A 22,309-nucleotide genomic window follows, 5' to 3' on the forward strand; every position below is an offset into this window, starting at 1 on the left:
GACATCATGGAGAAAGTCAATAAGTTAGGACAATTGACCCCTCTACAGCGATCGCTCTTAGCGATCGAAAAATTAGAATCTAAACTCAAGAAACTAGAAAACTCTCGTCAAGAGCCAATTGCGATCGTCGGTCTAGGCTGTCGATTTCCAGGAGGAGTCAATAGTCCAGAATCCTTCTGGAACCTTTTATCTGAAGGAACCGATGCGATTACAGAAATTCCTCAAAATCGCTGGAATCTCGAAGACTACTATGATCCTAACCCAGAAACTCCCGGCACAATCTACACACAATCCGGGGGATTTGTCAACTCATTAAAAGAATTTGACGCAGAATTTTTCAACCTTTCAGCTAAAGAAGCAGCCTCTCTCGATCCTCAGCAACGATTGCTTTTAGAAGTCACGTGGGAAGCCTTAGAACATGCCACCATTAATCCCCAACATTTAATGGGAACGAAAACAGGGGTTTTCATTGGCATTAGTACCCATGACTATCTGCAAAAATTGGCGAGTCGGGACCTCAAAGAAATTGATGCCTATATGATTAGCGGGAATGCCAATAGTACCGCATCAGGAAGACTGTCCTATAGTTTAGGATTAGTCGGGCCAAACTTTGCTGTAGATACCGCATGTTCATCCTCACTCGTTAGCCTACATTTAGCTTGTGCCAGCTTAAGAAATAGAGAAAGTCATGTCGCCCTAGCCGGCGGTGTGAATTGTCTGATTTCACCCTTAATTCATATTAACCATTCTAGAGCCAGAATGTTATCGGCTGACGGCAGATGTAAAACATTTGATGCTAAAGCCGATGGATTTGTGCGCAGTGAAGGCTGTGGAATAGTTGTCCTCAAACGTTTATCTGATGCCCAAGCTGACGGCGATCGGGTATTAGCAGTGATTCGAGGAACAGCCATCAATCAAGATGGTCAGACCAGTGGATTAACCGTTCCCAACGGCATCTCACAGCAAGCGGTAATTGCTCAAGCTCTCAAGAATAGCCAACTAGACCCAAAAGAAGTCAGCTATATCGAAGCTCATGGTACAGGAACGGCTTTAGGTGACCCGATTGAAGTCGGGGCTTTAAGAGCGATTTTTAAAGACAGTCACTCCCCAGAAAATCCGGTCTTCATTGGCTCGGTAAAAACGAATATTGGTCATGCAGAAGCGGCTTCAGGAATTGCGGGTTTAATTAAGGTTGTTTTACAGCTTCAACATAAAACAATTGCGCCTCACTTGCATTTTCAAAACCCCAATCCTTATATTGAGTGGTCAGAAACACCGGTACAAGTGCCAACTCAAGTCATGCCATGGACGACTGAAAATAAATCCAGAATTGCTGGAGTTAGCTCCTTTGGTTTTAGTGGCAGTAATGCTCATGTAATTGTGGAAGAAGCCTCCCAGATCAAGGCGAAGTCTCCCCGGCAAGAGTCGGAGCGATCGTATCATTTACTGACTCTTGCTGCGAAAACAAAACCCGCATTATCTGACTGGGTGAATCGATATAGAAACCATATCCAAGATCGTCCTGATTTAGAACTGAATGATATTTGTTATAGCGCTAATACAGGACGTGCCCATTTCAAGTATCGGTTAGCCATTCTAGCTTCTAGCAAGCAAGAGCTGATACAAAAACTCCATGATGTTGAACAGGAGAAAGAAGAGAGCAGCGTCGGGAAAATACTCAGCAGTGGAGAAGCACCTAAACTGGCTTTTTTGTTTACTGGACAAGGCTCCCAGTACCTGAATATGGGAAGGCAGTTGTACGAAACTGAGCCAGTATTTCAGAACGCGATACAAGAGTGCGATCGCATCCTAAAGACTGAGCTAGATTATTCCCTGATTGATGTGCTTTATCCTGATGAAGTAGACCCTAAAGTTTCGGATCGCCTCCATCAAACTCAGTATACGCAACCCGTCTTATTTTCCTTAGAATATGCTTTAGTTCAACTGTGGAAATCTTGGGGAGTTGAACCCGATAGTGTGATGGGTCATAGTGTCGGTGAATATGTGGCCGCTTGTGTGGCAGGAGTCTTTAATTTAGCAGAAGGACTCAAACTGATTGCCGCACGGGGACGGTTGATGCAGAAGTTGCCAGAAGGAGGAGGAATGCTGGCAGTCAGAGCCGCAGAATATCGGGTGAGAGATTGGATTAGATCCTATGGGAATCAAGTCAGTATTGCGGCTATCAATGGACAAAGTAATTTGGTAATTTCAGGAGAATTGCTTAGTCTCGAAAACATTGCCCAAGCTTTAGCAAAAGAAAATATTAAAACCAAATTTTTACAAGTCTCTCATGGGTTCCATTCTCCGTTAATGGAACCCATTTTAGAAGAGTTTGCCAGCATTGCTCGTCAAGTTAACTATCATCAACCCAGTATTCCTATTATTTCTAATGTAACTGGGACAAAAGTCGATCGGGATATCTCCACTGCCTCCTATTGGGTGGATCATATTCGAGAGCCGGTACGTTTTGCCCAAAGTATGGAGACGTTAGAGAAGACGGGTTATGGAGTATTTGTGGAAATTGGCCCGCAACCGATCTTACTGGGAATGGGGAGTCAATGTTTGCCCGAAGATAAAGGAACTTGGCTGCCCTCTTTGCGCCCTGGCGTAGAAGACTCTATACAGATTTTATCGAGTCTGGGGCAACTCTATAGTCAAGGAGTGAATATCGATTGGTTGCACTTTTGGCAAGACTATAAGCGAAAAAAAGTTGATTTACCTACCTATCCTTTCCAACGAAGAACCTATTGGATTGAATCTGATCAGCCAGATAAAACGATCCAGAAAGATCGAGGTCTGGATCAGGAAAAATATTTTTATCATCTGCAATGGCAACCGGTTGATCGTTTTGAAAAACCGGTCGAGTGTCCTCCAGGGAATTGGTTGATTTTTGTTGACGACCGTCAAAGCTTGAGCGATTCATTAAGGACTCTGCTGCGAGAAAAAAATAAGAACGTCAGTTGGATTTATAAGGGAAGCGGTTATGAACAAATCGAAGAAAATGAATACAAAGTTAATCCGGAACATCTGCAAGATTTTGAAGACTTATTAGAAAATCTAAAATTAGCTGGGCGAGAGGATTTTGAAAACATCCTTTATTTGTGGAGCTTGGATACTCCGCCAACAGAGAAGTTGAACTTAGAGCGTTTAAAAGTAGCTCAGGATTTTGGCTGTGGTGGAGTTTTACATTTAGTGCAAGCCTTGCTGAAAGGCACGAGTTTAGGAAAATTATGGATTGTTACCCGTGGAGCGCAATCTGTTTCACTAACTCCGGAAAGGGTGAATGTGGCGACATCGCCTTTGTGGGGATTGGGCACAGTGCTGTCGTTAGAACATCCTCAATTGTGGGGAGGATTAGTGGATTTAAATGGGGAAAAACAAGAGGATGAAGGGCAGAAATTATGGCATTTAATTGATAATCTGGAGAAGGAAGATCGTTTGGCTGTGCGAGGAGAACAGATCTATTATTCTCGTTTACTTCAATTACCGGTATCCGAGTCAAAACCGGTGGCTCTAGATCCAGATGGCATTTATTTAATTACAGGAGGAACAGGAGCCTTAGGATGGCATACGGCCCAATGGATGGTCAATCAAGGGGCGAAACATCTCCTATTAATCAGCCGTCGCGAACCTTCTGGCCAGAAACAGGCTAAAATTCGGGAATTAGAAGAGGGAGGAGTTGAAGTACAGGTTGTTTTAGCAGATGTGCGCGATCGCCAACAACTCTCACTTATCCTACAACATCAGAGTCGCGATCGCCCCCTCAAAGGTATCATTCATGCCGCTGGAGTCGTTGCTATTGAACCCATAGAAGAGATATCCCTGGGTCAATTGCAAGAGATGATGGCAGCTAAAGTACTCGGTGGCTGGAATTTGCACCAATTGAGTCAAGACCTAGACCTAGACTGTTTTGTTACCTTCTCTTCCATTGCGGCGGTATGGGGTTCAATCGGTCAAGCTCACTATAGTGCGGCCAATGCATTTTTAAATGGTTTAGTTCACTACCGTCAAGCTCAAGGATTACCCGGTTTATCGGTGAACTGGGGGCCTTGGTCAGGAGGCGGAATGGCTGGGGAAAAAGACTTACAGGAGTTAAGCAAACGAGGAGTCAATCCCTTATCTCCCCAACAGGCGATCGCCGCTTTAGAACGAATTTGGCACAGGGGTAATCCCCAAACAACAATCGCCAATGTAGACTGGACGATATTGGCCCCACTGTATCAAACAGGACGGCAACGACGGCTATTAGACGAAATTTCTGTTGATTTGCCTCAATCTTCAAGCTCAGAACAAACGTCAGAAATCTTACAACAGATTCAAGCTGCACCCAAACATCAACAAAAAGAGTTATTGCTCACCTGCGTTCAACAGGAAGTAGCCAAAGTCTTAGGATTATCCTCCAACCAACTGCCGAACCGAGAACAAGGCTTTTTTGAATTAGGGATGGATTCCCTGATGGCCGTTGACTTAGGAACAAATCTGACTCGTCTGTTGGGCGTTCGATTACCCTCTACGCTCACCTTTGATTTTCCCAACATTGAGCAACTGAGTCACTATCTGGCGACAGAACAATTAACCGTCGATCCAGCGCCAACCATCGCTCAGTCTGCTCCTCCATCCTCCTCCCTCAAAGAGCCGATCGCCATTATTGGCATCGGTTGTCGATTTCCTGGAGGCGCGACAGACCTCGATCAATTTTGGCAAGTGCTGGCCACAGGAACGAATACGCGCCAAGAAATTCCTCCAGATCGTTGGAATTTAGACTCCGTAGGCGATCGGATGGCCACTCCCTACGGCAACTTTCTCCCAGAAGTCGATCGCTTCGATCCCACGTTTTTCGGCATTGCCCCCAGGGAAGCGACAGCCCTCGATCCCCAACAGCGCTTGCTTCTAGAAGTCACTTGGGAGGCTCTCGAACGGGCCTGTGCAGTGCCTCAACGGTTAGCTCAACAGTCTGTTGGTGTATTTATTGGCAATGATGGACAAGATTATGCCGAATTAGTCCATCAACATTTAGCTCAAGAGCCAGACAGTCCGATCGCTCTCCATGCTGGGGTAGGCAATACCTTTTCGGGCATGGCTGGTCGTCTGTCTTATACCCTGGGATTAACAGGGCCCGCCATAGCCATTGATACCGCTTGCTCTTCTTCCTTGGTCGCCCTTCACCAAGCGTGCAATAGTTTGCGTTTGGGAGAATGTGAGATGGCGATCGCCGGAGGAGTGAAACTCCATCTGACCCCCACCTCCTATCTGCTCGCTTCCCAAGCTAACATGCTCTCGGCTGACGGTCTGTGCAAAACCTTCGATGCAACAGCAGATGGCTACAGTCGCGGGGAAGGCTGCGCGATCGTGATCCTGAAGCGATGGTCAGATGCCCAAAAAGATGGTGACTCAGTGCTGGCTGTCATCCGAGGCAGTGCAGTTAATCAAGACGGGCCCAGCAGCGGATTCACCGTTCCCAACGGTCAAGCTCAACAGCGCTTGATTCGACAAGCGTTACGCCAAGCGGAGATCGACCCCCAAGAGATCAGTTACTTAGAAGCTCACGGAACCGGAACCTCCTTGGGCGATCCGATCGAACTCAATGCTGCGGCTGCGGTGTTAGGTGAAGGACGTTCCCAGGACTCTCCCTTGTGGGTTGGCTCAGTGAAAACCAATATCGGCCACTTAGAAGCCGCCGCCGGAATATCGGGAATCGTGAAGGTGGTGTTAGCGATGCAACATCAGACCCTTCCTCCCCATTTGAATTTTAATCAGCCGAATCCCAAAATCGATTGGGACAATTCGGCGATCGCCGTCCCCACCCAACTCACCCCTTGGACTGTTTCCGGAAAGCGCTATGCTGGCGTGAGTTCATTTGGATTTACCGGAGTCAATGCCCATGTCATTCTGGAAGAAGCGCCTCCCCGAGATCCCCAAGACCACTCTGTAAATCCCTCAGACCGTCCCTATCATCTCGTCACCCTATCCGCAAAAACCGAAACAGCACTTCAGGAATTAGTCACTCGAGTGCAGCGTCATCTCGAATCCCATCCTCACATGAAGCTTGCAGACCTGGCTTACAGTCTGAACACCGGTCGCGCTCACCTCGAACATCGACTCGCTCCGATCGCCTTCAGTCTCCAAGACCTACAAGAAAAACTGTATCGCTGGCAAACCGGACAACAAACCCCTGAGCTTTGGAGCGGAAATCTTCCCAGTCTAATGTCATCCCCTAAAGTCGCTTTTCTCTTTCCTGGGGAACCTTTAGAGTCTGGCAACTGGGGAGAGAACTTGTATAAACAGTCCCCTGTATTCAAAGCAGCGATCGATGAATGCGATCGCCTCTTGAGTTCTCAGTTCCCCAGCTCGATCGCACAATTCCTCTACTCTCCCTCCGAAGAAAGCCAACCTGAACATCAACCGATCCGGCGATCAAGTATATTTGCCCTAGAATATGCCCTCTGTCAGTTATGGATGTCTTGGGGAATTGAACCCGATCTGCTCTTCGGTCATGATGTGGGAGAATATGTCGCCGCTTGCGTCGCTGGAGTCTTCAGTCTAGAAGACGCATTACGTTTAATCACAGCAGACTCAACTAACTTAACCTCAATTGCTCAGGAGATCGTCTACTCGCCCCCTCATATTCCCATCCTCGCGATCGCCCAATCCCACCCCCCTATCTCCACACCAGATTACTGGATAAACTCCCGCCAACTCCCTTATCCATGGGCGGAAAAAATCCAAGCATTACGAGAACAAGCAGAGTATCTCTTCCTAGAACTCGGGCCAACTCCAAGTTTATCGACAACAGAACAACACTCGACTCCTCAAAAGCCAGAAAATTACTTCCTATCCTTATCTTCTCAAGGTCAAGAATGGCAACAACTCTTATCAAGTTTAGCTCAGTTATATGTGCGAGGAGTAAATGGTGATTGGTTAGGATTCGATCGCCCTTACCTCCCGAACCGTAAACCCCTCACCTTACCAACCTACCCGTTCCAAAGAGAACGATATTGGCTTCAAACAGCTCCCTCAGTTCTGACTCAACATCAGAGTTCCGTTAACCCCAATCCTCCCCTTCCCGAAACCCCTGAAATCTTAGCTCAAAACTTGCAACAGTTCGGTGACCTATCCCCCAGCGAAGTAGCCTTATTGCCGAAACTCCTAGACCTCCTCAAACAGTATCAAAACCATCCACAAGATCCTCCAGTTGAACCCGATCCGCTTGCCCCTTGGCTCTACGAACTACACTGGAAACCAAAAGCCAATTTTTCTGGCGATCGAGCCGCTAATTTTTTGCCTTCTCCTCAGGACTTATATTCAACCCTCAATACAACGTCTCAACGCCTTTTAGCTGAGAATGACCTACAGAACTATACCGAAATTTCTGCCCATTTAGAATCCTTGAGTGTAGACTATATCATTCAATGCTTACAGGAAATCGGTTGGTCTTACCCCGTAGGAGAGCAATTAGAAACAGCAACTCTCATCGATCGATTCGGTATCCTTCCCAGCACCTCTCGGTTATTCAATCGGATGCTACAAATCCTGGCAGAAGAGGGAATTTTAAAGCAGGAAAATCACCACTGGAAAGTCCTCCAATCTTTGCCAGAAGTGAATCCTAAGAGGCAGCATCAAAACCTTCTCAATCAATATCCCACGGCTAAAGCTGAATTAACCTTGCTTGGGCGTTGTGCGAGTCAACTGAGCCAAGTTTTACGAGGCACAGTAGATCCTGTGCACTTGGTTTTTCCGCAAGGAGATTTTACCGATGCCATTGAAATGTATCAAGGCTCTCCAGCAGCCAAAGTGATGAATGAGTTGATCGAAAATGTAGTGGTTAACAGCTTGAAAACCATTCCCGATTGCCAAGGCATAAAAGTTCTCGAGATTGGAGCCGGAACCGGAGGAACAACCCGCTCAGTCCTCCCCCATTTTGCGCCCGAACAAACCCAATATCTTTTCACAGATGTGGGCAGTTTATTCACCACTAAAGCCCAACAAAAATTCCAAGATTACAAGTTTGTTACTTATCAAACTCTCGACATCGAAGTTAACCCCAATACTCAAGGCGTTGAGTCCCATCACTACGATATTATTATTGCGCCTAATGTCCTTCATGCTACCCGTAGTTTACAGGAAACCTTATCCCATGTACGGCAACTCTTAGCACCTGGCGGACTGTTGATCTTATTAGAAGCGAATATTCGGATTAGATGGGTGGATTTGATTTTTGGACTCTTAGAAGGATGGTGGAGATTTGAAGATACAGAACTGCGACCTGACTATCCGTTATTGAGTCGCGAACAATGGAAAAAACTGCTACAAGAGACGGGATTTAGTCAAGCGATTACTGTTCCTGAATTTGACCAGATGCCCTTGGTCTTATCTCAGCAAGCAGTAGTCGTTGGACAAGCGGATAAAACGAGCGAATGCTCTCATCCGTCCCTCGATAAAAACTGGTTGATTTTTGCCGATCGACAAGGATTAGGTCAAGCTTTGGCTAAAACCCTGGATTCTAGGCAAGAAAACTATCGATTGGTTGTTCCGGGAGAGGGAATAAATCCCCAAAATCCTCAAGAATTTGAAGATATATTGACCTCTTTATCTTTATCTTCATCCACTCAAACCCATGTCGTTTATCTATGGGGATTAGATAGTCCTGGTTTAGAGCAAATGAGTCCAGAAGCGATTAAAGAAAATCTAAGCTGGCACACTCAAAGTCTTTTATATTTAGTCCAAAGTCTCTCTCGACTTAAACGGATCTCGTCTTGCCGCTTATGGATCGCCACACAAGATTCACAACCGGTTGTTCCTGATTCATCTTTATCTGGATTAGCTCAATCTTTCCTCTGGGGAATGGGGTTGACGATTTCTCTGGAACATCCAGAATTCTGGGGCGGACTCATTGATTTAGATCCTCAGGTTTCTTGGGATGAATTGAGTCAAATTTTACGCACAGAAATTGACACTTCAGAAGGAGAAGACCGCATTGCATTTCGAGGGCAATCTCGTTATGTTCAGCGATTGGTTAAACCCGATTGCCAATTCTCTAGCTCTCAAACTCTGGACAGGAATGCTACTTATATCGTTGCTGGAGAATTAGGCGGTTTGAGTTTACCCATAACGGAGTGGATGGTAGCTCAAGGGTTTCGAGATTTGGTCTTAATCAGTCCTGAGCAACCGTCACCGGATCAAAAAACTCAAATTAATCAGTTACAAAACCAGGGTACGCTAATTAGGTTGATTCAAGCTGACTTGACGGGTTGGGAGGAAGTACAAAGGGTTTTTGCTGAACTGGATAGGGATAGGTCTTCCTTGAAAGGAATTATTTATACCTTAAATTTAAGTAATATGACCAACATAACAGAAAAACTCTTTTCTGAGTTAAAAAGGGAAGTCCATCGTGGTATGTTAGGGCTATGGAATTTACACCAAATTACTCAGAATCGCGAGTTGGATTGCTTCGTGAATTGTTCTTCTTTGGCTTCTGTAGTGGGTTTATCGGGTCAGATACAGCAAGGCGCATCGGATTATTTTGCCGATAGTGTTGTCCGCTACAGACAAATCCAAGGATTATCGGGTTTAACCCTGAATTGGGGGGTTTTATCCGTAGGCAATTTAAGGGGTGAAACAGAGTTGACAGAATTTAAAAAACGAGGGGTGTGTGCGTTGTCTGCTGATACAGCAAAATTAACGTTAACCCAGATGTTACAGAGGAAGCAGGGCCAAGCGATGGTGGCCGATATTGACTGGAGCATCTTTAAACCGCTTTATGAGATGGGGAGACAGAGATTACTGCTAGAGGAGATAGAGAGTCAATCTTTAAGTCATGAAGGTCAAGAGCAGACGGGTCAAATTCTGGAACAGGTGAATCAAGCTTCAGAGAGCGAACGGATGGATTTAGTCATTGGTCATATTCAACAGCAAACGATGAGGGTTTTGGGATTGAAAGAAACTCAAATGCCTAGGGCTGAACAAGGCTTTTTTGAAATGGGGATGGATTCTTTAACCTCGGTGGAATTCAAGACTCGTCTGGAAGCCGATTTCCACTGTGCTTTACCGACGACGTTGGTTTTTGAATTTCCTAATATCTTGAGTTTAGCGGAGTATATCGGGCGAAAAGTTATGGGTTGGGATAGAGAGGAGGCAGAAATCAGTGAATCGGGATCGAATCAGTCTCTTGAACGAGAGATTGAAGAATCAACGGTTGATGTTGGCCAGCTTTCTGAACAGGAGATGGAAGATTTGATTAATCAAGAATGGGCAGAATTAGGACTTGAAAACGATGAGTAAATCTAGTGAACTTTCCCCCTTGCAACGCTCTGTGTTGGTGATTGAAGGATTAAAAAATAAGATCAAAACTCTGGAAAATGCCCAAACGGAAGCGATCGCCATTGTCGGTATGGCCTGTCGTTTTCCGGGAGGCGCGAACACTCCCGAAGCCTTTTGGCATCTTTTATCTGAGGGAGTCGATGGCATTAGCGAACTCAAGGGCGATCGCTGGAAGGTCAATGACTACTATGACCCCAAACCAGGAACTCCGGGGAAAATGTACACCTGTGAGGCAGGATGCGTGGACAATATTGACCAATTTGACCCTCAATTTTTCAATATTTCACCGCGAGAAGCGATGACCATTGATCCCCAACATCGTTTACTGCTAGAGGTCAGTTGGGAAGCTTTAGAACAGAGCGGTAATATTCCCGACAGAATACAAGGGAGTCCCACCGGAGTTTTTGTGGGCATCAGTGCCACAGAATATAGTTGGATTGCCAAACAAGCCAACGCTGACCTGAGCATGGGAGCCTATGCAGTAACCGGTTTACCTTTATATGGTGCAGCCGGTCGCTTATCCTATACCTTTGGATTAACTGGCCCTTCCATGGCGATCGATACGGCCTGTTCTTCTTCTCTAGTGGCGCTCCATCAAGCCTGTAATAGCTTGCGCCAAAAAGAATGTGATATGGCTTTAGCCGGTGGGGTGAACCTATTTCTCTTGCCTAATGGCTTTATTTGGCTCTCTCAAGCCCAAATGTCCTCCCCCGATGGTCGGTGTAAAACCTTTGACGAGAGTGCAGATGGTGCGGGTTGGGGATCGGGTTGTGGGATGTTAGTCCTCAAACGTCTATCGGATGCTTTAGACTCACGGGACAATATTTTAGCAACTATTCGAGGCTCTGCTGTCAATCAAGATGGGCCAACCAGTGGCTTTACGGTTCCCAATAGTGCTTCCCAGCAACAAGTGATTCGTCAAGCCTTGAGAAATGCCCAACTGAATCCCTCTCAGGTGAGTTATATTGAGGCTCATGGAACAGGAACGCCTCTCGGAGACCCCATTGAATTAAGATCTTTGGCAGAAGTGTTTGCACAAGACGGGGCGAGACAGGAGCCTTTGGCGATCGCCTCAGTGAAAACGAATATCGGTCATTTGGCTTCCGCCGCAGGCATTTCTGGCGTGATGAAAGCGATCTTACAGTTGCAACATCAACAGATTGCGCCTCATCTGCACTTGAAACAACCCACCTCTAAATTTAATTGGCAAGAAACTTCCTTCTATATTCCCACCCAACTCACCCCTTGGAAAGCAAAAGAAGGTACAAGAATTGCAGGAGTGAGTTCTTTTGGTGCAAGTGGAACCAATGCCCATATTCTCTTGGAAGAAGCACCTCTAGCGAGTCGAAGTGAAGCGGAATTCGAGCGTCCCTACCATCTCTTAACTTTATCGGCAAAAACTGAAAAAGCCCTATCTGAGTTAATTGAGCGCTACTCAACCCATCTGGAAACCCATAAAGACTTGAAACTCGCTGATATTTGCTTTACCGCTAATACAGGGCGATCGCATTTTAATCATCGTCTGGCACTTTTGGCTCAGGATCGACAAGAGTTACTCAATAAACTGCGGGGTTCTGAACAAAATCGATGGTCGGGACACCTGCACAATGAGGCCAAACCTCCTAAAGTTTCCTTCCTCTTTACCGGACAAGGTTCTCAGTATTTAAATATGGGCAAGGAGTTGTATGAAACTCAACCCATTTTTCGCCAAGCTTTAGAGCAGTGCGAGGCCATTTTACGCTCCGAATTGGATTGGTCTTTACTAGACCTTCTCTATCCTCAAACGAGTGATTCAGATGCTCTCTTAGATCAAACCGCCTATACTCAACCCACATTATTTGCCTTAGAATATGCCCTCGTTCAACTGTGGAAATCTTGGGGAATTAAACCCAATTGGGTGATGGGTCATAGTGTGGGAGAATATGTAGCTGCTACCGTCGCTGGGGTGTTTAGCTTAGAAGACGGTTTAAAACTAATTGCTGCACGGGGCAAGTTGATGCAGAACTTACCCGGAGAGGGGACAATGGCAGCCGTTATGGCATCCGAAGAAACGGTGAAAGCAGCGATCTCCTCTGACCCTAGTGTATCCCTTGCCGCCATTAATGGCCCGACCAGTGTCGTGATTTCTGGAGCCAGAAACGCCATCACCCATTGGTGTAACCAGCTAGAGTCCCAGGGGATTAAGACCAAGTCGCTCAACGTTTCCCATGGATTTCACTCTCAGTTAATGGAACCCATATTAGCGGAGTTTGAGGCGATCGCCAATTCCATCACCTACCACGTGCCCAAAATTCCCCTCATCTCCAATCTCAGTGGAACTCGCGCCGACTCTAGTATCGCTACGGCTCGTTACTGGGTCAATCATATTCGTCAACCCGTCCGATTTGCCCCCAGCATGGAAACCTTACATCAAGAAGGATGTAAAATTTTCCTCGAAATTGGCCCCAAACCCATCTTATTAGGCATGGGACGATACTGTATTTCTGAACCTGAAATTTTGTGGTTACCGTCCTTACATCCCGCCATCCAGGACTGGCAACAAATCCTATCAAGTTTAAGCCAGTTATATATTACAGGGATTAAAGTCGATTGGAAAGGCTGCGATCGTCCTTATCCTCGTCAAAAATCCATTTTACCCACTTATCCCTTTCAACACCAATCTTATTGGGTGGAAATATCGGAATTGGCAGAAAAGGGATCTTCTGATATCATGCATAATTATTATGTCAGATTGGCAATCCATGCTTTTGAAAATGGTCAGTTGCAGGAGTTTCAACACCACTTAGAACAGGTTGAAAACATGTCTAATCTAGAACTTAAAGCGTTTTTAAATAACCAAAGTCAATCCCCCATCTTTGCGTCCCTATTGGCCGGTGATTGGGAAAAGGTATCTGAGATTTCAACTCAAGTTGAACGGATGTCGGAGGAAGAAATAAAATCCACAATTCGCTAAAAATAAAATCCTAACAATCCATAAAAGTCATCAAAGAATAGGGTAATGCCTCATGAATCAGTTTGAAGATTTGGCTCAAATATTTCAGCGACTGTCTCGACTCTCTCCAGAACAACTGCGAGCCTTAGAAATCCTGTTGTTGAACAACGGTCAAAATGTCCCGAATGAGTCGAAAACGCTTCTGGGCGATTACTATGATGAATTGTCGGCAATTGAAGATGAAGACGCGATCATTAACTACCCAGCGATTCCGCAAATCATTAATGACTTTTCCTGGGTCTTTATTGGTGAAAAATCCACCAAATCTTACGAAATAGCACGAGCTGCTCGACAGGAAATGAGGAGAATGTCCTGGAGAGTTATCGACTTCTCAGCCTGCAAAAATGCCTTGGATGTGGGCTGTGGTCATGGAACAGATGTCGTTGAACTCACTCGCAAGTATCCCCATTTATCCGTAACTGGATATACCTTATCCAGCAAGCAAGTAGAAATTGGAAGCGGTAAAATCGAGAAATTTAAGTTACAAGACCGTGCCCAAATTTTACGTCGAGACAGTTCTAAAGATGATTTCCCAGGTTCCTACGATTTAGTCTATGGATTTGAAGTAATTTGTCATATTCCCGATAAAAAAGGACTCTTTGATAACATCGATCGCCACCTGAATGAGAACGGACATCTCGTCTTTGCTGACTTTTTCTCCAATGCGTCTTTCTCCATTGACTACGAAGCGCACTCTTCCTATCTAATCACCAAAGCGGAATGGATTGAATTGCTCTCTAACCATCATCTGCAAGTGGTCAGTTATGTGGATATCAGCCATGAAGTCGGCAATGGACTCTATGACCCCAACGTACAAGAAAATATTGATTATATTTGCCAGCTCAAGAACTTAAACGAAAATGCCAAAACTGGGATTGAGTCCTACATGAACTTATACAAGTTATTGCGTAAGGGATTATTGAGCTATGTCCTGGTCACGGCACAAAAACGGGAGAACCTATCCGTTCAAGAACTGTATGACTTAAACCAGAAACAGCTCGAAGTTTCTCTCACGTATCCCGAGGTCTCCCTACAACAGCTTTTCTATGGCATTGAATGGCAACTGCGGGAGAAAAACTCCAAAGTTTCTACAGGACAAAACCCTGGACATTGGCTGATTCTAGCTGATGGAAATGGGTTCGGGAAACGCTTAAAAGGGTTGCTGGAAAAACAGGGGCAACAGTGTACATTAGTTTATCCAAAAGGTCAGACTCAACACAAGGAACCAGAAGATTGGGAAGTGAACCCCTTAAACCCCCAAGAGTTTACAGACCTCTGCCAGAAATTAGGAGCGACTCATCCTGAAGATTGGCGAGGAATGATTCATCTCTGGAGTTTGGAGAGTCCTACTCCAGAAAACTTAAGTGAAGAGCAGTTAAGAAATGCCCAAAACTTGGGCTGTGGCAGTGCCCTGCATCTCCTGCAAGGTCTGCTCAAATCGGGCTTAAAGAGGAACTGGCCGAAACTTTGGCTCGTGACTCAAGGGAGTCAACCCGTAGGGGAAAATCCCAAAAACTTAGCCGTTGCTCAATCGAGTTTATGGGGATTTGGACAGGTGGTCTCTTTAGAACATCCTCACTTATGGGGAGCTTTAGTGGACTTAGACCCAGAAACAGATAGGATGGAATTATTGCTCGCCGAACTGCTGAATCCCACGGCTGAAGACCGAATTGCGTTTCGTTCTGGACAAGCCTATGTTGCCCGTTTAGCCAAAACCCTAGTGGCTGAGTCGGAAGCGGTATCCTTTACAGAAGAAGGCACTTATTTGATTACAGGTGGACTGGGAGCGCTGGGTTTGCGAACGGCTGAATGGATGATTGAGAAAGGAGCAAAATCTCTGATTTTAATCAGTCGAAGTCAACCGTCTCCAGAGAAACAGAATCAAATTGCTCGTTTGCAGGAACAAGGCGCTAAGGTGAGGGCGGTACAAGTCGATGTGTGCGATCGCCAAGCCTTAGAATCTGTAATAGAGAAAATCCCCGACTCCATGCCCCCTCTCAAAGGCGTGATTCATCTAGCTGGGGTTTCTGGAGGGATTGAACCGGTAGAAAACATTACCCATGCAGACTTGGAGTCCGTTCTCGCGGCCAAAGTGATGGGAGGATGGAATCTCCATCAACTGACTCAAACTCTAGACCTAGAGTGTTTTGTGTGCTTTTCATCCATTGCTGCCGTTTGGGGTTCTTTTGGTCAATCTCACTACGGCGGAGCCAATGCCTTCCTTGATAGCTTAGTCCATTATCGGCGCTCTCTGGGCTTACCAGGGGTGAGTATTAATTGGGGGGCTTGGTCTGGAGGTGGTATGGCCAATGCAGAAGATTTAGAAGAGCTGAGTAAGCGAGGCGTGTACTCCATTTCTCCAGCCCAAGGGATGGGAGCCTTAGAGCAACTTTGGAATAGCACCCAGGTGCAAACTACTGTGGCTGAGGTCGATTGGAGTCGGTTCAAAGAGATTTACACCGTGGGTAAGGATCGCCTATTCTTAGAACACATGGGATTGCGATCGCCCGAAGAAGACGAAACGCCCTCCACAGCACCCCAATCTGAAATTCTTACCCAACTGCAAAGAGCATCTTTGCCAGAGCGTAAAAAACGCTTAACTCAATATATCCAACAAGAAATCGGTAAACTGCTCAAATATCCAGCCAACCAACTTCCCGATTTACAGCTAGGATTCTTTGAGATGGGTATCGATTCCCTCACCGCCGTTGAGCTAAGAAATGAACTCAGTTCCGGCTTATCCTGTGCCCTGAGTGCTGCCACTTTATTTGATTGCTCGAATATCCGGGATTTAGCCGAATTTATCCTCACGGAGTTCTTTACTGAACCCGCTTCTGGGGAGCAAAATCCAACCCCCTCGACTCCATGGAGTGCAGAACTCGGTGACTTATCGGATGAGCAGTTAGAAGATGAAATTTCCCAAGAACTCGAAGGGATTGAAACCTTGTTAGCCGAAGGAGAGTAATCATGAATCAGACCTCACCTTCCTCTCAACCGACAACTGATTCTTCTCGGAAGATGCTGCAAGCGCTCAAGCAAATGCGGGGCAAACTTGAAGCATTAACTGAGGCGCAAACGGAACCCATTGCTATTATTGGTCTCGGTTGTCGGTTTCCGGGAGGAGCCAAGGATAGTGCCACCTATTGGCATCTTTTGGAACAAGGAATTGATGCCATTTCCGAAGTGCCCGGCGATCGCTGGAACTTTGAAGATTATTACGATCCAGAGGGCGAGAAACCAGGAAAAACCTACACGAAAGAGGGCGGGTTTATTGAAAATGTCGATCAATTTGACCCCCACTTTTTCCGTATTTCCCCCAGAGATGCGGTGGGCTTAGACCCTCAGCAACGCATCCTTTTAGAAGTGACCTGGGAGAGCCTAGAAAATGCTGGAGTAACCCTAGAACACCTGCGACATAGCCAAACGGGTGTGTACATGGGCATCTGCACCGATGATTATGCCAGCTTGAGAATTCAATACCAAGAGCAAGGAGGCACCGATGAATCATCGGGTTTGGGCATGGGACGCAGTATTGGAGTGGGGCGAATTTCCCATTTTTTAGGGCTGCAAGGGCCCAATATCCAACTCGATACGGCCTGTTCTACCTCTTTAGTGGCCATTCATCTAGCCTGCCAAAGTTTGCGATCGCGAGAATCGAATTTAGCCTTAGCCGGTGGGGTCAACCTCATTTTATCCCCTACCAGTACCATGGGTCGCTGCCAACTGAACATGCTCTCTCGCGACGGACGCTGCAAAACCTTTGATGTGTCTGCCGATGGCTATGGACAGGGCGAAGGCTGTGGAGTGGTCGTCTTAAAACGGCTCTCAGATGCCCTCGCTGATGGAGACTTTATCTGGGGGTTAATTCGAGGCTCGGCCATTAATCATGATGGTCCGAGTAGCGGGATGACGGTTCCCAGTCGTATGGCGCAAAAGAAAGTCATTCAAGAAGCTCTCAAGAGCGTAAAATTAAACCCCCATCAAGTCAGTTATGTAGAAACCCATGGTACGGGAACTTCCTTGGGCGACCCGATTGAAATTGAAGCGTTATCGGCGATTTATGGTAAAAATCGCCCTCAAGAAAACCCCTTGATGATCGGTTCAGTGAAAACTAATTTTGGCCATTTAGAAGCTGCCGCCGGAGTTGCTGCATTAATTAAGGTTATTTTATCTCTTCAGCACCGCCAAATTCCACCTCACCTCCATGTCCAACAACCTAATCCTCATCTAGATTGGGATCGTTTACCGTTGAAAATTCCCCAGTCTCTTCTGGATTGGGACACCGAAAGTGAACCGCGAATTGCAGGCATTAGTTCCTTTGGAGCGAGTGGCACAAATGCCCATATTCTCGTAGAAGAAGCGCCCGTTGAAAAGCAGGAAAAATCGGAAGCTGAAGACAGTTCAGAACCGCCGGTTCAGCTCTTAACTCTTTCAACCAAAACACCAAAGGCACTGGATGAATTAGTCCATTCTTATCAAGATTATCTGTCCACTTATCCAGAACTCGATCTGGCAAATTTGGCTTATACCACTCATTTAGGTAGAAGTCATTTTAATCATCGATTAGCGCTGATTACATCAAGTCATTCAGCCTTGCAGCAGCAATTGCACAGCTATCTCTTAGACCCGGTAGAAGCGATCGCCGTCTATGGTGCAGAGGTATCAACCAGCACAGAACCCCCTGAAATCGCCTTTTTATTTACGGGTCAAGGTTCCCAATATGTCAACATGGGTCGGGAATTGTACGAGAGTTCGCCCGTTTTTCGGGAGGCGATCGCCCAGTGCAACACCATACTCAGTCGTGAATTAGACTGCTCTCTCCTGGAAATCCTTTATCCAGATTCAGAGGCAGACTCCTCCCGACTCCTCGATCGAACCGCCTATACTCAACCCGCCCTCTTTGCTCTAGAATACGCTCTATTTAAACTGTGGCAATCCTGGGGAATTCAGCCCGGCATTGTCATGGGTCACAGTGTGGGAGAATACGTCGCCGCTTGTGTTGCTGGAGTCTTCAGTTTAGAAGACGGCTTAAGGTTAATGGCTGCCCGGGGTCGATTGATTCAAAACTTACCGCAAAATGGCTCAATGGTGGCGGTTAAAGCCTCTGAATCTGACCTGCGTCCTCGACTACTTCCTTACGAGAAACAAGCAGCCATTGCCGCCATTAATGGCCCAGAAAGTGTGGTTATTTCTGGGGAAAAAACTGTCTTAAAAGACATCGTGGAGAAACTGGAATCTGAAGGTATAAAGACCCAAACTTTGCCCATCTCCCATGCCTTCCATTCTCCTCTTATAGAACCCATTTTGGCTGAGTTTAGAGCAGTTGCCCAACACATCACATACCATCCGCCCAAAATTCCAATCGTATCTAATATGACTGGAGAACAAGCCGGAGAGGCGATCGCCACAGCCCACTACTGGGTCGATCATCTGCGCCAACCCGTGAAGTTTGCATCCGCCATGACCGCAATGCAAGATTATCCCATCTTCCTAGAACTTGGGCCCAAACCCATCCTATTGGGAATGGGGCGATCATGTGTGTCTGACGATCTAGGAATTTGGTTGCCCTCCCTGCGTCCGGGGATAGGGGACTGGCAACAAATGTTATCCAGCTTAGGGCAACTGTACACCCAAGGAGTCGAGATCGACTGGTCGGGGTTTCACTACCAACAGAAACGCCACAAAGTGTTCTTACCCACCTATCCCTTTCAGAGACAGCGCTATTGGTTAGAAAAGCCGAAACCAGCTACTCACAAGCCCTCTTGGGGATCTCTGGGTTCCCCCCAAGAAATTTCTGCCTTGACCGAACGATTGCAGAAAAGGGGGTCTCTTTCCGAAAGTGAGTCGAAACTGATTCCCAAACTGCTAGAACTTCTGGCGCAAGAGGCAAACGAAACCAGCCATCAAGACCCCATTTTAGAAGAATGTTATGGTGTGCAATGGCGCTCTAGGGCGTGCTTTGGCTCCCGATTTTCCGGGGAAAGTCTCCAGTCTCCCCCAATCCTACAAGCGCAGTTAGTTCCTCAGCTTTCTGAACTGGCAAATCGCCCAGCTTTACAAGGTTATGACGAAATTCCCGTGCAGTTAGAACTCTTATCTAGGGAGTATATTATTCAGGCTTTGCAAACCCTAGGCTGGTGTTATAAATCAGGAGAATCGTTCTCTCTAGAACAGCTCACGGCACAGTTGGGGATTATCCCAGCTCATCATCGACTGGTTAAGCGCTTGTTGGTGTCTTTAGAAGAAACCAAAATCCTGCATAAAAAAGCAGAAGAATGGGAAACTCAGCAATCCTTGCCACCCGTTAATCCTAGCTCAACCTATCAAACGTTGCGCGATCGCTATCCTCAAGCCATCGCTGAATTCACCTTACTCCATCGCTGTGCCTCCCAACTCAGCTCCGTTTTACAAGGAACTCAAGACCCCGTACAACTGGTGTTTCCAGAAGGCGATCTAACCACTGCAACCCAACTGTACCAAGACTCTCCCGTATCTCAGGCGATGAATAGCTTAGTGCAACAGGCGATCGCCAACATCCTGGAAACCCTCCCTCCCAGTCAAGGCATACGCATCCTAGAAATCGGTGCGGGAACTGGAGGCACAACCAGCGCCATTCTCCCCACTCTCCCTCCCAGTCAAATCCAATATACCTTTACAGACTTAGGCCCCCTATTTCTCACCAAAGCCAAAGAAAAATTTTCCGACTATCCCTTCATTACCTATCAAACCCTTGATATTGAACAAAACCCAGCATCCCAAGGATTCCCCAATCATCACTATGATCTGATTATCGCTGCCAACGTTCTCCATGCCACCTCGAATATTCGTCACACTCTCACCCATGTGCGCCAACTCTTAGCCCCCGGTGGACTCCTCCTATTACTCGAAGCAACCGAACCTCAACAGTGGGTGGATCTGATCTTTGGATTATTAGAGGGATGGTGGAAATTTAGCGATACGGAATACCGACGAGATCATCCCCTGTTGAACAGAAATCAGTGGCAACACCTGCTACAAGAAACGGGCTTTACTCCGGTTTCCTCCGTTCCCCAAGCAGCAAAGGTTGATGACGTTTTATCCAAACAAGCTCTCATCCTCGCCCAAGCTGACTTTGAGTCTAGAAAACCAAACGCAACATCCCAGAGTTGGTTGATATTTGCCGATCGCGCTGGAGTGGCGCAAAGCCTAGCAGCTCAGTTAGAAGAGATCGCCGCTACCTGTATCTTAGTGGGGATGGGAGAAGACTATCAACAGATTGCCCCCAAACAATGGCAGATAAATCCCCATAACCCCCAAGACTTTAGGAAACTGATGGCAGAAGTGGCGATCGAATTTCCACAATTATCAGGCATTATCCAATGTTGGACATTAGAACCCCCCACCGACTCCAACCTCAGCCTTGAAGATTTAAACCGCTTATCTGAGCTGGGCTGTGGGACAACCTTGTCCTTAGTGCAAGCCATCATCGAGCAAGAACGATTTTCACCCCAATTACAAATCGTCACCCAAGGCTCTCAATCTGCATTGCACCATGGGGGACAACCTCCTGGAATTGCCCAATCCTCCCTTTGGGGTATGGCTAAAGCCATCCGCTTAGAACATCCCGAACTCTCCTGTCGGGTTTTAGATCTAGACCCTCAAACTTCCCTAGAAGAGCAAGCGACAAGCCTCCTGCAAGAACTTGGCTCATCTGACTCAGAAGACCAAGTGGTGTGGCGAGAACAACTACGCTATGTCCCTCGGTTAGTGAAAACCTCGAGTGAGTCCACATCTGGACGGGTAAAACTGCGATCAGATGCCACGTATCTGATTACCGGAGGCTTAGGAGGATTAGGCTTGCTCGTAGCCGACTGGATGATTGAAAGAGGTGCTCAACACTTAGTGTTGGTCACTCGCCGTCCTGCCGATCCCGCAACACAAGCTAAATTAACCCAACTTGAGCAAAAAGGATGCTCTATCCGTGTCGAAATTGCTGATGTGGCCAACTTCGAGGCCATCCAAGCAGTCTTCAATACAATTACTGAATCATCCTATCCCCTTGCTGGCATTATTCATGCGGCAGGAATGCTCTCGGATGGCGTACTCAAAAACCAAACCTGGTCTAGTTTTGAAGCTGTTATGGCTCCTAAAGTTCAAGGGGCTTGGATCTTACATCAACTCACCCAACATCAATCCCTCGACTTTTTGGTCCTATTTTCCTCAGTTGGTTCTTTATTTGGTTCCCCTGGACAAGGTAACCATTCGGCTGCCAATGCCTTTCTAGATGCTTTAGCCCATTATCGACAAGGGATAGGATTACCTGGATTGAGTATCCATTGGGGAGCAGTTTCTCAAGTAGGAGAAGCCGCAGAGCGAGGTGCAGATGTGCGCGTCAAACAGAAAGGTATGGAGGCTCTGAGTCCAGATGAAGTGCTAAAAGCGCTAGAGCATTGGATGGGTTCTGCACAAGCGGAGGTGGGAGTCGTTTCCATGGAGTGGGCAGCTTGGGAAGAGCAGGTGAGAACTTGGCCCTTTTTATCCGATTGGCAAAAGACTGACTCTTTAATTTCTACGCCTTCAAAAGCTAGCATTCTACAACAGTTGGAAATGGCATTGCCTAGTGAGCGACAAGATCTCTTAATCGCCCATATTCGCCATCAAGTTGCCCAAGTTTTAGGGATTGAGAAGGTTGAGTCCATTAGTTTGAAGGAAGGCTTTTTTGATTTGGGCATGGATTCGCTCACCTCTGTGGAATTGAAGAATAAATTACAAACCAGTTTGGGCTGTTCCCTACCTTCTTCTTTGATGTTTGATTATCCAACGGTATCTGAGTTGGTGAATTACTTGGCAGGGCACGTTCTAGACTCAGAGGGCGATCGCGATGAAGTCCCGACGACGGATAAATTTGCACCGCCTTGGGGTGAAACAGGGAATCGAGGCGATCCAGATTTAGAGGAATATTCTGATGAAGATGTTGAACTTTCTTTACTAAATAAATTAGATAAATTGGGGTATTAGAAC

4 protein-coding genes are annotated in these 22,309 nt (G+C 46.5%); all 4 read left to right on the forward strand.

The window, feature by feature from the left end; genetic code table 11:
* Nucleotides 1–6: 6 nt before the first annotated feature.
* From PN466_RS24565 to PN466_RS24580, 4 genes are read left to right on the forward strand one after another with little or no spacing between them, the layout of a single operon-like run.
* A complete protein-coding gene (locus PN466_RS24565; protein ID WP_271945048.1) occupies nt 7–10,278 on the forward strand; it encodes a type I polyketide synthase in 10,272 nt (3,423 codons plus the stop codon).
* Nucleotides 10,271–13,270, forward strand: coding sequence for a beta-ketoacyl synthase N-terminal-like domain-containing protein (locus PN466_RS24570; protein WP_271945051.1), 3,000 nt, complete (start codon nt 10,271–10,273; stop codon nt 13,268–13,270). The genes PN466_RS24565 and PN466_RS24570 overlap by 8 nt, the downstream gene beginning before the upstream one ends.
* A gap of 52 nt (nt 13,271–13,322) precedes the next feature.
* Entirely contained in the window at nt 13,323–16,274 is a 2,952-nt protein-coding gene (locus PN466_RS24575) for an SDR family NAD(P)-dependent oxidoreductase (protein WP_271945054.1), read from the forward strand.
* A 2-nt stretch (nt 16,275–16,276) separates the two neighbouring features.
* Nucleotides 16,277–22,306 (forward strand): type I polyketide synthase, encoded by a 6,030-nt coding sequence (locus PN466_RS24580; protein ID WP_271945057.1) that lies wholly within the window; start codon nt 16,277–16,279, stop codon nt 22,304–22,306.
* Nucleotides 22,307–22,309: the final 3 nt, after the last annotated feature.

The organism is Roseofilum reptotaenium CS-1145, assembly GCF_028330985.1.
Classification (GTDB): Bacteria; Cyanobacteriota; Cyanobacteriia; order Cyanobacteriales; family Desertifilaceae; genus Roseofilum; species Roseofilum reptotaenium.

What these genes read in the sequence shown, in the direction of transcription:
- PN466_RS24565 (WP_271945048.1), top strand. Translation starts at nt 7, where the DNA reads ATGGAGAAAGTCAATAAGTTAGGACAATTGACCCCTCTACAGCGATCG.
- PN466_RS24570 (WP_271945051.1), top strand. Translation starts at nt 10,271, where the DNA reads ATGAGTAAATCTAGTGAACTTTCCCCCTTGCAACGCTCTGTGTTGGTG.
- PN466_RS24575 (WP_271945054.1), top strand. Translation starts at nt 13,323, where the DNA reads ATGAATCAGTTTGAAGATTTGGCTCAAATATTTCAGCGACTGTCTCGA.
- PN466_RS24580 (WP_271945057.1), top strand. Translation starts at nt 16,277, where the DNA reads ATGAATCAGACCTCACCTTCCTCTCAACCGACAACTGATTCTTCTCGG.